15 protein-coding genes are annotated in these 14,277 nt (G+C 60.9%); 5 read left to right on the top strand and 10 right to left on the bottom strand.

Translation table 11 applies throughout. The annotated features are described in order from the left end of the window. Window positions 1–214 precede the first annotated feature (214 nt). From AC3WKX_RS07240 to AC3WKX_RS07230, 3 genes are read left to right on the top strand one after another with little or no spacing between them, the layout of a single operon-like run. Complete coding sequence (locus AC3WKX_RS07240; RefSeq protein WP_003214829.1) at window positions 215–1,222, top strand: methionine ABC transporter ATP-binding protein; 1,008 nt, start codon at window positions 215–217, stop codon at window positions 1,220–1,222. Continuing rightward, entirely contained in the window at window positions 1,222–1,896 is a 675-nt protein-coding gene (locus AC3WKX_RS07235; protein ID WP_003214831.1) for a methionine ABC transporter permease, read from the top strand. The genes AC3WKX_RS07240 and AC3WKX_RS07235 overlap by 1 nt, the downstream gene beginning before the upstream one ends. A gap of 51 nt (window positions 1,897–1,947) precedes the next feature. Next, complete coding sequence (locus AC3WKX_RS07230; protein ID WP_003214835.1) at window positions 1,948–2,721, top strand: MetQ/NlpA family ABC transporter substrate-binding protein; 774 nt, start codon at window positions 1,948–1,950, stop codon at window positions 2,719–2,721. A 209-nt stretch (window positions 2,722–2,930) separates the two neighbouring features. On the opposite strand, the gene AC3WKX_RS07225 is transcribed toward AC3WKX_RS07230, so the two are convergent. From AC3WKX_RS07225 to AC3WKX_RS07205, 5 genes are read right to left on the bottom strand one after another with little or no spacing between them, the layout of a single operon-like run. Further along, entirely contained in the window at window positions 2,931–3,566 is a 636-nt protein-coding gene (locus tag AC3WKX_RS07225) for an SCO family protein (protein ID WP_003214837.1), read from the bottom strand. Further along, window positions 3,563–4,462: a heme o synthase gene (cyoE, locus tag AC3WKX_RS07220; RefSeq protein WP_008439626.1), complete on the bottom strand. Its 900-nt coding sequence runs from the start codon at window positions 4,460–4,462 to the stop codon at window positions 3,563–3,565. The genes AC3WKX_RS07225 and cyoE overlap by 4 nt, the downstream gene beginning before the upstream one ends. After that, window positions 4,450–5,529: a COX15/CtaA family protein gene (locus AC3WKX_RS07215; protein WP_102367831.1), complete on the bottom strand. Its 1,080-nt coding sequence runs from the start codon at window positions 5,527–5,529 to the stop codon at window positions 4,450–4,452. The genes cyoE and AC3WKX_RS07215 overlap by 13 nt, the downstream gene beginning before the upstream one ends. Window positions 5,530–5,539: 10 nt before the next feature. Then, window positions 5,540–6,139, bottom strand: a complete 600-nt coding sequence (locus AC3WKX_RS07210) for a PA_0111/PP_0108 family redox-active disulfide protein (protein WP_023659276.1) — start codon at window positions 6,137–6,139, stop codon at window positions 5,540–5,542. Further along, window positions 6,105–6,848: an SURF1 family protein gene (locus AC3WKX_RS07205; RefSeq protein WP_102370206.1), complete on the bottom strand. Its 744-nt coding sequence runs from the start codon at window positions 6,846–6,848 to the stop codon at window positions 6,105–6,107. The genes AC3WKX_RS07210 and AC3WKX_RS07205 overlap by 35 nt, the downstream gene beginning before the upstream one ends. 84 nt (window positions 6,849–6,932) lie before the next feature. Between AC3WKX_RS07205 and AC3WKX_RS07200 the strand changes: the two genes are divergently transcribed. Continuing rightward, complete coding sequence (locus AC3WKX_RS07200) at window positions 6,933–7,136, top strand: twin transmembrane helix small protein (protein ID WP_010168612.1); 204 nt, start codon at window positions 6,933–6,935, stop codon at window positions 7,134–7,136. A 6-nt stretch (window positions 7,137–7,142) separates the two neighbouring features. Here AC3WKX_RS07200 and AC3WKX_RS07195 read toward each other — a convergent pair whose 3' ends face one another. The 4 genes from AC3WKX_RS07195 to coxB form a co-directional block, all read right to left on the bottom strand. After that, window positions 7,143–8,030 carry a cytochrome c oxidase subunit 3 gene (locus AC3WKX_RS07195; RefSeq protein WP_003214849.1) on the bottom strand — a complete coding sequence of 296 codons (888 nt, stop codon included), beginning with the start codon at window positions 8,028–8,030 and terminating at the stop codon, window positions 7,143–7,145. Window positions 8,031–8,065: 35 nt separating this feature from the next. Continuing rightward, the gene (locus AC3WKX_RS07190; RefSeq protein ID WP_008439615.1) at window positions 8,066–8,617 is read right to left on the bottom strand and encodes a cytochrome c oxidase assembly protein; all 552 of its coding nucleotides are present in this window, start codon (window positions 8,615–8,617) and stop codon (window positions 8,066–8,068) included. A gap of 141 nt (window positions 8,618–8,758) precedes the next feature. Further along, window positions 8,759–10,348, bottom strand: coding sequence for a cytochrome c oxidase subunit I (gene ctaD, locus AC3WKX_RS07185; RefSeq protein WP_102604425.1), 1,590 nt, complete (start codon window positions 10,346–10,348; stop codon window positions 8,759–8,761). Between the two features lie 58 nt (window positions 10,349–10,406). Further along, window positions 10,407–11,534 (bottom strand): cytochrome c oxidase subunit II, encoded by a 1,128-nt coding sequence (gene coxB, locus AC3WKX_RS07180; RefSeq protein ID WP_003214854.1) that lies wholly within the window; start codon window positions 11,532–11,534, stop codon window positions 10,407–10,409. 368 nt (window positions 11,535–11,902) lie between these two features. Between coxB and AC3WKX_RS07175 the strand changes: the two genes are divergently transcribed. Next, complete coding sequence (locus AC3WKX_RS07175; protein ID WP_003214855.1) at window positions 11,903–12,550, top strand: hypothetical protein; 648 nt, start codon at window positions 11,903–11,905, stop codon at window positions 12,548–12,550. 129 nt (window positions 12,551–12,679) lie between these two features. On the opposite strand, the gene AC3WKX_RS07170 is transcribed toward AC3WKX_RS07175, so the two are convergent. Continuing rightward, window positions 12,680–14,227, bottom strand: a complete 1,548-nt coding sequence (locus tag AC3WKX_RS07170; RefSeq protein ID WP_008439613.1) for a SulP family inorganic anion transporter — start codon at window positions 14,225–14,227, stop codon at window positions 12,680–12,682. Between the last annotated feature and the right edge of the window lie 50 nt (window positions 14,228–14,277).

Raw genomic sequence — 14,277 nt, 5'->3', positions numbered from 1 at the left:
CAAAACCCCAGGCACGGCACCTGGGAGTTTCGAGTTGCTTATGTAGTGACTGACACGGTTTTGTACCGTTCCTTTTTTATGACCTTTGATCGCGTTATTGCCAAATCGCTGGTCGGATGAGAAATAAATGCTAAGAAACGCTATACGGACAGGCTAAAATGCGCGCCCGGCTAACCGCTGATCCCTTTTTAATGCGCCCCACAAGGTTCGCTACGTGATCGAGTTTCATAACGTCCATAAAACCTACCGGGTCGCCGGTAAGGATATCCCCGCACTGCATCCCACCAACCTGCGCGTCGAAAATGGCCAGGTGTTTGGTCTGATCGGCCATTCCGGTGCGGGAAAAAGTACTTTGCTGCGTCTGATCAACCGCCTGGAGCAACCCAGCGGCGGCCAGATCAAGGTCGATGACGAAGAAGTCACCGCCCTCGACGCCAACGGCCTGCGCCGTTTCCGGCAACAGGTCGGGATGATCTTCCAGCACTTCAACCTGCTGGCATCCAAGACCGTTGCCGACAACGTGGCGCTGCCGCTGACTCTCGCGGGCGAACTTTCCCGCAAGGAAATCGACCTGCGCGTGGCCGAATTGCTGGCGCGGGTCGGCCTGTCCGACCATGCCAAGAAGTACCCGGCGCAGTTGTCTGGCGGCCAGAAGCAGCGCGTCGGTATCGCCCGCGCCCTGGCCACCAAGCCGAAAATCCTGCTGTGCGACGAAGCCACCAGCGCCCTCGACCCGCAGACCACGGCCTCGGTCCTGCAACTGCTGGCCGAGATCAACCGCGAGCTGAAGCTGACTATCGTGCTGATCACTCATGAAATGGACGTGATCCGCCGCGTGTGCGACCACGTGGCCGTGATGGACGCCGGCGTGATCGTCGAGCAAGGCACCGTCGCCGACGTATTCCTGCACCCCAAGCACCCGACCACCAAGCGCTTCGTGCAGGAATCCGAGCAAGTCGACGAAGGCGAACAGCGTGATGACTTCGCCCATGTACCGGGGCGCATCGTGCGACTGACGTTCCAGGGCGAAGCGACCTACGCGCCGCTGCTGGGTACCGTCGCCCGCGACACGGGTGTGGACTACAGCATCCTCGCCGGTCGTATCGACCGCATCAAAGACATTCCCTACGGGCAACTGACCCTCGCCGTCACCGGCGGTGACATGGAGGCCGCCTTCGCCGCCTTCACCGCGGCAGACGTCCATATGGAGGTGCTGCGCTAATGGAAATCCTCTTGAGCTTTTTCTCGAACATCGACTGGTCGGAAATCCTGCTCGCCACCGGCGACACCATGACCATGCTGTTCGGCTCGCTGCTGTTCACCGTATTGCTGGGCTTGCCGTTGGGCGTGCTGCTGTTCCTGTGCAGCCCGCGTCAGCTGTTCGAGCAAAAGAATGTTTATGCGCTGTTGTCGCTGGTGGTGAACATCCTGCGTTCGCTGCCATTCATTATCCTGTTGATCGTAATGATCCCGTTCACGGTGCTGATCACCGGCACCTCGCTGGGTGTTGCCGGTGCAATTCCGCCACTGGTGGTGGGTGCCACGCCGTTCTTTGCGCGCCTGGTGGAAACCGCGCTGCGTGAAGTGGACCGCGGGATTATCGAAGCGACCCAGGCCATGGGCGCGACCACTCGCCAGATCATTACCAACGCGTTGCTGCCCGAAGCCCGCCCCGGCATCTTCGCGGCGATTACGGTGACGGCGATTACACTGGTTTCCTACACGGCCATGGCCGGTGTAGTGGGTGCCGGTGGCCTGGGTGACTTGGCGATCCGCTTCGGTTATCAGCGCTTCCAGACCGACGTGATGGTGGTCACCGTGGTGCTGCTGCTGATCCTGGTACAAATTCTGCAAACCGTCGGCGACAAGCTGGTGGTGCACTTTTCTCGAAAATAACGGCTATTGCCGGCGTTAAGCCGGCCAATTCCCGAACAAGGAGCTTGTTGAATGAAAAAACTACTGGTTGCTTTCGCCGCCGTTGCCGCGTTCTCCGCCCACGCCGCCGAAACCCTCACCGTGGCCGCGTCCCCGGTGCCGCACGCTGAAATCCTCGAATTCGTGAAGCCGGCTCTGGCCAAGGAAGGCGTGGACCTGCAGGTCAAAGTCTTCACCGACTACGTTCAGCCAAACGTACAGGTAGCCGAAAAGCGCCTGGACGCCAACTTCTTCCAGCACCAGCCGTACCTGGATGAGTTCAACAAAGCCAAGGGCACTCACCTGGTGAGCGTTGGCGCTGTGCACCTGGAGCCTCTGGGCGCCTACTCCAGCAAGTACAAGAAGCTGGAAGACCTGCCAAGCGGCGCCAACGTCGTGATCCCGAACGACGCCACCAACGGCGGCCGTGCGCTGTTGCTGCTGGCCAAGCACAACCTGATCACCCTGAAGGACCCGACCAACATCCTGTCGACCATCAAGGACATCACTGAAAACCCGAAAGGCCTGAAATTCCGCGAACTGGAAGCCGCCACCCTGCCGCGCGTGCTGACCCAGGTCGACCTGGCGCTGATCAACACCAACTACGCCCTGGAAGCCAAGCTGGACCCGTCCAAGGACGCACTGGTGATCGAAGGCAACGACTCGCCTTACGTGAACATCCTGGTGACCCGCGAAGACAACAAGGATTCGGACGCGGTGAAGAAGCTGGTAGCAGCCCTGCACACCCCGGAAGTGAAAGCGTTCATTCTTGAGAAGTACAAAGGCGCGATCCTGCCGGCGTTCTGATCCAAGGCCGAAACCCCGATCGATCGTTCCCACGCTCTGCGTGGGAACGCATCCTGTGACGCTCCGCGTCACGACCTCAAAAGCGGACGCAGAGCGTCCAGTGCGGCATTCCCACGCAGAGCGTGGGAACGATCTAATGATCTAAACCAATGTGGGAGCGGGCTTGCTCCCACATTTGATTTGTGTCGCTCAGAAAATGGTCGGCAGGCTTATTTACGCTGCAACAACCCCGGGAACTGCGCCACCAGCTTCTGGTTGTTCAACGGCGCCCGGATAAACCCGCGTTGCGTTCCATCCGGACCGATCAGCGCGAGGTTGCCGCTGTGGTCGACGGTGTAGTTGGGCTTGCTGGTGTCTGCCGGAATAAACGGAATGCTCACCGCATTCGAAACCTTCTGCACATCGTCCACATTCGCACCGGTCAAGCCCTCGAACTGTGGATCGAAGTAGCCCAGGTACTGCTTGAGCTGCGCCGGTGTATCGCGGTTCGGGTCAACGCTGACCAAAATCACCTGCAACTTATCCACAACGTCCTTGGGCAGCTCGCTCTTGATCTGCCGCAGCTGGGCGAGGGTGGTCGGACAGATGTCCGGGCAGAAGGTGTAGCCGAAGAACAGCACGCTCCACTTGCCTTTCAGCTCGTTGACCACCACCGGCTGGCCGTCCTGGTTGGTCATGGTCACCGGCGGCAACTGGCGGCTTTGCGGCAGCAGGATGATGCCGGCATCGATCAAGGCCGTCGGGTCGCCCTGGCCTTTGCCACTCAGGACTTTGTTGACGGTCAGGCCCATGATCAACGCGACAATGGCCACCAGAATGAAGACAGTTTTTTGAGTTCGAGTCATAGGTTCAACAATAGGTAATGGTCTACGAGCAGGGCGATAAACAGCGCGAACAAGTACCAGATAGAGTACTTGAAGGTGTTGATCGCCGCGTGCGGCCGACTGCCACGGTACAGCACCCAGGCCCATTGCAGAAAGCGCCCGCCCAGAACCAGTGCGCACACCAGGTACAGCATGCCGCTCATGTGGATGACATAGGGCATCAGGCTGACCGCCAGCAAGGCGAAGGTGTAGAGCAGGATATGCACCTTGGTGTAGTGCTCGCCGTGAGTCACGGGCAGCATCGGGATGTCGGCCTTGGCGTATTCCTCCTTGCGGTGAATCGCCAGGGCCCAGAAGTGCGGCGGGGTCCAGGCGAAGATGATCAGCACCAGCAGCAACGGCTCGGCGCTGACGTGGCCAGTGACGGCAACCCAACCCAGCAACGGCGGCGCGGCGCCAGCCAGCCCACCGATGACGATGTTCTGCGGCGTCGCACGCTTGAGAAAACCGGTGTAGATCACGGCGTAGCCCAACAGTGAAGCCAGCGTCAGCCAGGCGGCCAGCGGATTGGTGAACGCCAGCAACAGCGCCAGCCCGGCCACCGCCAGCACCATCGCAAAAACAAGCGCCGCCACAGGCGATACGCGCCCTTCCGCCAGCGGGCGCTTATGGGTACGCGCCATCAGCGCATCGATGCGCCGGTCCACCACATGGTTGACCGCCGCCGCGCCGCCGGCACACAGCGCGATCCCCAGGTTGCCGAAAATCAGCACCGGCCACGGTACCCCGGCGCGGGTGGCGAGGAACATGCCCACCAGCGAGGTGATGAGCATCAGCACCACCACTTTTGGCTTGGTCAGCTCCAGATAGTCACGCCAGATCGCCTGGCTGTGACGCTCGCTGATCAAGGTCGCCATGGCATCTCTCCTTTAATGGTTATGAGGCCCGACACGTGTTTACGCGGGCTGAAGCGCCAGCCGAACGGCAACTGATGTCGCACCCGAACCAGGCTGGTGCGGGCGTGGTAATTGACCAGCACCAGCGTCAGCAGCAACGCCGCGCCGCCGGCGTTATGCGCGACCGCAACCGGCAGCGGCAGGTGGAAGTACACGTTGCTCAGGCCCAGGCAGATTTGCGCCGCCAGGGCGATCAGCAACAGGCCGGCCAGGCGGGTCATGCCGACCACCTTGAGCTGCCAGGCCAGGCCCAGCAACACGACAGTGACCAGCAGCGCGCCAATCCGGTGGGTGAGGTGAATCGCCGTGCGCGCATCACTGTCCAGTTGCCCGCCGAGGTAATTGGGGCCGATATGCTGGGTCAGGTGAAAGCCATTGGCGAAATCCGCCGCCGGCCACCATTGCCCGTGACAGGTCGGCAGGTCGATACACGCCACGGCTGCGTAGTTGGAGCTGACCCATCCACCCAGCGCGATCTGGCCGATCACCAGCACCAGCCCGGCCGTGGCCCAATACTGCAAACGCCTGGGCACGATCAGCGCCGGCAATACGCCGGACAATCGCAGCGTCAGCAAGAACAGCAGGCTCAACGTCGCAAACCCGCCCAATAAATGCCCGGTGACCACTTGCGGCCAGAGCTTCAGCGTCACCGTCCACATGCCAAACGCTGCCTGGGCGAACACCACTGCCAACAGGAACAACGGCAGCTTCAACGGCTGGCCCGGATGATGCCGATGGGTCCACGCGCGCGCCGCCAGCAGCACGATCAACAGCCCGAGGGTGCCGGCGAAGTAACGGTGGGTCATCTCGTTCCAGCCCTTGTCCGCCTCGACCGGCGTGTCCGGGTAATGCAGTTCGGCATGGGCCAACTGGGCTTCGCTTTTTGGCACGCTGATAAAGCCATAACAACCCGGCCAATCCGGGCAACCGAGGCCCGCGTGGGTGAGGCGGGTATAGGCGCCCAGCAGCACCACGATCAGGGCCAGCAGGGTGGCAAACAGCGCGAGGCGAAATCCAGGTTTGGCCATGACGGTGTCCTTATCCGATGTTCGACAGTTTCAGCAGCAGGCGCAGGTCGTTGAGCAGGTCCTTGCCCTTGACCCGGGCGTCGTAGCGCAGCACCAGGTTGCCGTGGGGGTCGACGATCCACAGCTGGGCATCGCCGCTGCCTTGGGCGGCGGCGTCTTTGTTGAAGGTCGACAGGTCCAGGGAATAGCGTTGCAGTTGCGGGTATTCGGCCTTGAGTTTGGCGTCATACGCGGTGCTGACCGGCTGCGCACTGGCCAGGGCGTGGCTGGCGCGGGAGGCATCACGGCCCAGGCCGATCTGGAGTTGGCGTGCGAGGTACACCAGTTGCTGGCAGTCGGCGGCGCAGGCGGTGGGCGCGGTGACCAGCAGTTGCCAGCGGTCTTCGTCAGCCTGCACGCCAATGTCGGCACGGGTCTGGCCATTGCCGATCATCTCGCCGTGGTAGCTGCGGCTGTCCGGCACCCAGAACTGCAATTTGTACATAAAGGTGGCGAGCACCATCGGGCCGACCACCATCAGCAGGATCAGGATCAGTTGCCAGCGGCCCTTGCGCCGATTGGGCGCTGCCGGCGTGTCAGACATGTTGAGTGGATTCATGGCCGCTCCCATGGCGCTTCTCCTTTTTTGTGTTGTGCCATCCGAGGTAGAGGTAAAGGCCGAACAGCGCCACCGCCATGGCGAACCACTGCACGGCATAGCCCAGGTGTTTTTCCGGGCCCATGGCGACCACGGGCCAGTTGGTTTCGAAAGTGCCAGGGCCCGCTTCAGCCCGCACTTCATAGGCGAATCCGCTGCGGCCCAACTCGGTCCACAGCGCTGCGGGATGCAGTGCGGTCAACAATCGTGGCCACTGTGCGCCCGCCGGATCGGCATGCAACTGGAAGGTCTCGCCAGGCGCCACATAGACCCAGGCGTCGAGATTCAACAGTTGTTCGGGAGTGGTGAAAACCGGCGGTGCACGGCGGTCCGGCCAGGGCAGCCAGCCACGATTGAGCAACAGCCACTCGCCGCTGGCCTGATCATGGAAAGGTTGCAGTAGCTCCACACCGACCTTGCCGTCGCGAAAGCGGTTATCCAGCAACACGCTGTGCTCGGCATCGAACTGCCCGCGCAAATGCACACGACGGAACGCCGGATCTTCGGTGGCCTGCAGTTGCGTACTGCTCATGGGCTCGGCAGCGCGGCGCTCGGCGTAAGTGTCCAGCAGCGCCTGTTTTTCGTGACCGCGAGACAGCTGCCAAAAGCCGAGAAATACCAGTAACGGCAGCAGCACGAGTACCACCAGCGTCGGCGCAATACCGGGGCGAAAGGGTTTCATGGCATTGCCGCAGAGGTCGGTGCTGCGCTGGCTATACTGAATCTCATTGCTCGCCCCCTCCAAAAAAGAGCCCCGGAGCCCACCATGCTCAAAGCAGCCATTGCCCTGATGCTGATTGCTACCGTCGTGAGCCTGTTCAGTGGCTTGTTCTTCCTGGTCAAGGACGAGGGCAACTCCAACCGCCTCGTCACTGCCTTGACCGTGCGTGTGGTGCTGGCCGTGATCACCCTGGGGTTGATCACCTGGGGTTTCTTCAGCGGCCAGCTGGTATCTCATGCGCCCTGGTGAAACACCTCAAAGCACGTAAACGAAGAAAAACAGCCCGATCCACACCACGTCCACAAAGTGCCAATACCAACTGGCCGCCTCGAACCCGAACTGGTGTTCGTTGTTGAAATGCCCTTTCAGGATGCGCATCAGCATCACAAACAAAATGATCGTGCCGATGGTCACGTGGGCACCGTGGAAGCCGGTGAGCATGAAGAAGGTCGCGCCGTACACGCCGGAACCCAGGGTCAGGCCCAACTCCTTATAGGCATGGATGTATTCCTCGGCCTGGAACCCGAGAAACGCCCAACCCAGCAACACGGTGATCGCCAGCCAGATCTTCAGTGCGCCGCGATGGCCTTTGCGCAAGGCATGGTGGGCGATAGTGATGGTCACGCTGGAGCTGACCAGCAAGATCGTGTTGATCAGCGGCAAGCCCCACGGGCTGATGGTGCCCTTGGGCGCCGGAAACATTTTCGGGTCGGGATTGTTCAGCAGCGGCCAGGCAAATTCGAAGTTCGGCCACAGCATGTGCGCGATGCCCTTGTGGCCTTCGCCCGCCAGCCACGGCGCCGACATGTGCCGCACATAAAACAGCGCACCGAAAAAAGCGATGAAGAACATCACTTCGGAAAAGATGAACCAGGTCATGCCCCAGCGAAAGGAGCGGTCCATCTGCGAACTGTACAAACCGGCGCGACTTTCCTTGATCACCGCGCCGAACCAGCCAAACATCATGTAGGCCAGCAGCAGGCCACCGACGAAAAATATCAGCGGGCCGTGGGATTCCGGGCGTGCGGCCTTCAAATCGTTGAACCAGGTCGCCAATCCGAACACCGTGATCAGCATCCCCAACGTAGCAATTATGGGCCACTTGCTTTGCGCTGGTACGTAGTACGTATCATGAGTCGACATGTATTCGTTCTCCTAATCGAGCCCGCAAGCAACGCCTAGCCGCCGGTATGGACAGCCACGGGCGGTTGGCGCGCGGTGATATCGAACAGCGTGTACGCCAGGGTCAAATGCTTCACATCCTTGGGCATGTCGCGGTCGACAATGAAGCGCACCGGCATCTCTATGCGCTGACCTGGCTGTAGCACTTGCTGGGTGAAGCAAAAACACTCGGTCTTGTGGAAGTACATCGCCGCCTCGGCCGGCGAAATGCTCGGCACCGCCTGGGCGGTCATCGGCTTGTCGGTGGGGTTGTAGGCCACGAACAGCATCTCGGTGACTGCGCCGGGATTGACCACCACCTCGTCGGCCTTGGAGTGAAATTCCCAGACCATATCGATGGCATTGGTGGACAGGAACTGCACCCGCACCTGCCGCGTCGGGTCCACCACCTGCTCGCCTTCGTACTGCCCGGCGGTCTTGCCGTTGATGCCGAACGCCTTGCACATCACGTCGTAGATCGGCACCAGGGCAAAGCCGAAGGCGAACATCGCCACCACCAGGATCAGCAGGCGCGTGACCAGGCGCTTGATAGGCACGGACTCAAGCATGGCGGCCACCTGCGAATGAATGTTCTGCGAATGGCCTTTCTGTGGGAGCTGGCTTGCCTGCGATGCTGGCAACTCGGTCTTTCAGGTACACCGAAGTGATGCCATCGCAGGCAAGCCAGCTCCCACAGGATAGGGAGGTGTTCATTTGACCTCCGGTGGCGTGGTGAAGGTGTGGTACGGCGCGGGCGAAGGAATGCTCCACTCCAGCCCTTCGGCGCCATCCCACGGCTTGGCCGGCGCAGGCGGGCCGCCACGAATGCACTTGATGACGATGAACAGGAAGAAGATCTGCGTCGCGCCAAAGGTGAAGGCACCGATGGAAGAGACCATGTTGAAGTCGGCGAACTGCAGGTTGTAGTCCGGCACCCGACGCGGCATGCCGGCAAGCCCTACGAAGTGCATCGGGAAGAACGCCATGTTCATCCCCACGAACGACAGCCAGAAGTGCAGCTTGCCCAGGGTTTCGTCGTACATGTGGCCGGTCCATTTCGGCAGCCAGTAGTAGGCCGAGGCGAAGATCCCGAAGATCGCCCCAGGCACCAGTACGTAATGGAAGTGCGCCACCACGAAGTAGGTGTCGTGGTACTGGAAGTCCGCCGGGGCGATGGCCAGCATCAGCCCGGAGAAACCGCCGATGGTGAACAGAATCACGAAGGCCACTGCGAACAGCATCGGCGTCTCGAAGGTCAGCGAGCCTTGCCACATGGTGCTGACCCAGTTGAACACTTTCACGCCCGTGGGCACCGCGATCAGCAGCGTGGCGTACATGAAGAACAGCTCGCCCACCAGCGGGATGCCCACCACGAACATGTGGTGCGCCCACACGATGAACGACAGGAACGCGATGCTCGCCGTGGCGTACACCATCGAGGTGTAGCCGAACAGCGGCTTGCGCGAGAAGGTCGGGATGATCGAGCTGACGGCACCGAACGCCGGCAGGATCATGATGTACACCTCGGGGTGGCCGAAGAACCAGAACACATGCTGGAACAGCACGGGGTCACCACCACCGGCGGCACTGAAGAAGCTGGTGCCGAAGTGGATGTCCATCAGCATCATGGTCACGCAGCCCGCCAGCACCGGCATCACCGCGATCAGCAGGAACGCGGTGATCAGCCAGGTCCAGACGAACAGCGGCATTTTCATCAACGTCATGCCGGGAGCGCGCAGGTTGAGGATGGTGGCGATGACGTTGATCGCGCCCATGATCGAACTGATGCCCATCAAGTGGATGGCGAAGATGAAGAACGTCACGCTTTCCGGCGCGTAGGTGGTGGAGAGCGGGGCGTAGAAGGTCCAGCCGAAGTTCGGCCCGCCGCCGGGCATGAACAGGGTGGAAACCAGCATCAGGAACGCCGCCGGCAACAGCCAGAAACTGAAGTTGTTCATGCGCGGCAGGGCCATGTCGGGCGCGCCGATCATCAACGGGATCATCCAGTTGGCCAGGCCGACAAACGCTGGCATCACCGCACCGAACACCATCACCAAGCCGTGCATGGTGGTCATCTGATTGAAGAACGCCGGCTCGACGATCTGCAAACCCGGCTGGAACAGCTCGGCACGGATCACCATGGCAAACGAGCCACCAAGCAGGAACATACAGAAGCTGAACCACAGGTACATCGTGCCGATGTCTTTGTGGTTGGTGGTCAGCACCCAACGCATCAGGCCCTTGGCGGGGCCGTGAGCGTGGTCACCGGTATGACCGTGGTCATCGATCACAGCGCTCATGGCCTTTCTCCTGCGAACGAGTGGGCGGGACGGTTCAGGGAATATGCAATGAAGGAAGTCATTTGCTTTCCGCCTGTTTCAGAGCCAGCACGTCTTTAGGCGTGACCATGTCGCCTTTGTTGTTGCCCCAGGCGTTACGTTCATAGGTCACGACCGCCGCGATATCGACTTCCGACAGTTGCTTGCCGAACGCCGCCATGGCGGTGCCGGGCTTGCCGAAGTACACGCGGTGCAGGTGGTCTTCCTTGGGCCCGGTGGCAATAGGTGAGCCCTTGAGCGCCGGGAACATCGGCGGCAGGCCCTGGCCTTCGGCCTGGTGACAGGCGACGCAGGTGGTGTGGTAGATCTTGTCGCCACGGGCCACCAGCTCATCCAGGGTCCATTCCTTGGAGGTCAGCTCCTTGAGCTTGGCCGCCTCTTCCTTACGCTCGCCGAGCCAGGTGTCGTAGTCGGCCTTGGATTTGACCTCCACCACGATGGGCATGAAGCCGTGGTCCTTGCCGCACAGTTCAGCGCACTGGCCGCGATAGATGCCGGGCTTTTCGATGCGGGTCCAGGCCTCGTTGACGAAGCCGGGAATCGCATCACGCTTCACCGCAAACGCCGGCACCCACCAGGAGTGAATCACGTCCGCAGCGGTCACCAGGAAACGCACTTTGGCGCCCACCGGCAGCACCAGCGGCTGGTCGACTTCCAACAGGTAATGCTCGCCTTTGACGGCCTGGTTATGGATCTGCTCGGCGGGCGTGGCCAGGTTGCTGAAGAACTCGACATCCTGGCCCAGGTATTTGTAATGCCACTTCCACTGGTAGCCGGTGACCTGGATATCGATATCCGACTCAGTGCTGTCGTAGATGTTGATCAGCGTCTTGGTGGCCGGAATGGCCATCGCCACCAGGATCAGCAAGGGCACCACGGTCCAGAGAATCTCCACCGTCGTACTCTCGTGGAACTTGGCTGCCACCTGTCCCGTGGAGCGCCGGTGAACGATCATCGACCAGAACATCGCGCCAAACACGACGATGCCAATCGCCACACAAATCCAGAAAATGGTCATGTGCAGGTCAAACACGGCGTGACTGACTTCAGTGGCCCCTGGCGCCATATTCGTTGTCCAGGCGGCTTGCGCCTGGCCGAATACTGACCACAACAGGAGGCCCATCCAAACATGTGGATGTCGCGTCATTGCGGGTTCCCCTTATCATTCTTGTTATCCCGCCGGTTTGCACCTGCGGCCAAGGGAGCGGCTTCCATACTGCTTACAACCGCCAGGCCTTGCCTGCTCATGCAGTCGGGCGTCATCAGCTAATTGCGTACAAAATCGAGTATAGACAGCGACCGCCACCCCGCAATGTGATCGGGCAAATGAACGAAAATGAGGAAACGGACCACACAACAGGACCGGTGGCGCGCGTTATCCGACGAACGATGGCAATTTGATATAACGCCAGCGCATAACCATGAAATAATTATGACAAATGCGTCTTAGGCTCTCGTATAAACGAGCTACCTTATGCTCTCCCTATTTCCTACGCCTGCATCACTGGAGCTTTCATGAACACCGCCGCATTGCGCGAGCAGATTTCCCGTGCCCATCAACACGAATCCAGCACTGGCCAGCTTGCTCAGCAGCTGGAAGTCCAGTTACCGCACCTGCACCCGGCGATTTCCGTGCCTGACGTCGACGCCAAGGGCGTGATGACGCGTTTTGTAAGCGCCTACATCGACCAGGTCCCCGATCTGCTGGACGCGGCCAACGATGTTGCCCGCGAAGCCGGTATTGAAAGCCAGATCAAACCGGTGCTTAAAATCGCCGAGCATTTCTTCCTGCAGCCGCCGGCGATCCTGGCCGGGCATGAAGGCCTGGACGGTTTGCTGGATGAGGCTTACCTGGCGCATCGCCTGGTGGAAGAGGTCAACGATCTGTATATCAAGCACTTCGGCCAGCCGTTGATTCCGCTGGATACCACTGTGGCGAACGTGATTGCGCACCAATTGATCGGCGAGGCGTTTGCCAATCAGCTGGATGAGGCGGTGCACCACGCGGTGGATGAGATGCTTAACGAAGAGAGTTTTGCGCTGGAGTCGGTCGAAGCCTACCGCGACAAGCTCAAGAGCCCGGACACGGAAGCGGCGTGGAAGCGCTGGCCGTGCCTGTCGCGGCAGTTGGGCGTGGGTCTTGAGCTGGACCAGCCAGCTTAGATTTGCCGGCTTGCAAAGATCCAATGTGGGAGCGGGCTTGCTCGCGAAAGCGGTGTATCAGAAACACATTCAGTGACTGACACTGCGCCTTCGCGAGCAAGCCCGCTCCCACATTTTGATCCGGTTTCGTCAGCCAACAGACGGCGCCGAGCCTATTCCGGTCGTCGTTCTTACCCGCCCCTCCAACCTGCGCTTCAACCCCCGCGCCTCGATCATCAGCTTCGAGCCCTTGGCCGCATTGGCCCGACCCCATTCCTCCAATAGCTCAAGGCAGGAGTGGTCGATATAACTCAGGTTACTGAGCGGCACATGCAAGGTGGTCCCGGCGGGTACCGTCGACAGCACCTGGGTCAATGCAGGCACCTTGAGAAAGGTCCCGGCCCCCGTCAATCGCAGCTCCATCTCGCCCTCCTGCGGCAGGTCGATCAGGCTTATCTTCAAGCGTGAGGCCTTGAACGCCAGCTTCACCAGCGTCAACCCGAAGCCCACCAACACACCCGTCAGCAGGTCGGTAAAGATGATCGCCAGCGCCGTCGCCGCGTAGGTAAACATCGGCATTCGCCCGTAGCGCGCCAGGCCACGAAACGCCTTCATGTCCACGAGCTTGATCCCGGTGTACACCAGCACACCCGCCAGGCTTGCCACCGGAATGCTTTGCAGCACACTGGACAGCAACAGCACGAACGCCAGCAGCCATAAGCCGTGGAACATCGCCGACAAACGCGTGGTAGCGCCGGCCTGGACGTTGGCCGAACTGCGCACGATCACACCGGTCATCGGCAGGGCGCCGACCAGGCCACACAGCATGTTGCCCACACCTTGTGCCGACAATTCCTTGTCGAAGTCGGAACGCTGGCCACTGTGCATACGGTCGACTGCCGCCGCCGAAAGCAGCGTTTCAGCGCTGGCGATAAATGCCACGGCGAAGGCCGCGATCAACAGATTGGGATCCGCCAGGTTCAGCAGGTCGCTGGGGCGCAGCCAATCGATGGCATCCGCGAGGTTTTCCGGCACCTCCACCCGCTTGACCTGCAACGCCAGCACCAGGCTGGTGACTGTCGCCAAACCCACGCCGAGCAGGGCGCCGGGGACGAAGCGCAGTTTTTGCGGGCGGAACTTGTCCCACAGCCACATCACCATAATCGTCGACAGCCCGAGCAAACCGGCCTGCCAGCCGAGCCCGCCGCCCAATGTGGGGATCGCCTGGATCAGTGCCGCAGGGAAGCCGGCAAGGTTATCCAGCCCCGAGGGCTTTGGCACACCGTCGAGCATCACGTGTACTTGCGACAGGACAATCAGCACCCCGATCCCCGCCAGCATCCCGTACACCACTGCAGGCGCAGTCACGCGGAACCAGCAGCCCAGGCGCAAACGCCCGGCCACCAATTGCAGGAAGCCCGCCAGCAACAGGATCGGCCCGAGCATGGCCATGCCATGCTGGCGAACCAGTTCGAACACCAACACCGCCAAACCTGCCGCCGGACCGCTGACTTGCAACGGCGACCCCGCCAGCCAACCGACCACCAGGCCACCGATGATGCCGGTGATCAAGCCTTTGGCCGGAGGCATTCCGGACGCGATGGCGATCCCCATGCACAGCGGCAGGGCGACCAGAAACACAACCACGGAAGCCAGCAGCTCCCGTGGCAGCACAGCTTTCAATTGAGCAGCACGCATAATGACTCTCCCGAGGCATTCGCCGGGCGTGGCAAGGCCTGGCTGCTCGA

Source organism: Pseudomonas sp. GP01-A4, from assembly GCF_058780865.1.
Note: the sequence above shows the minus strand (reverse complement) of the source record. Positions and strands in the feature narration are given on the sequence as shown.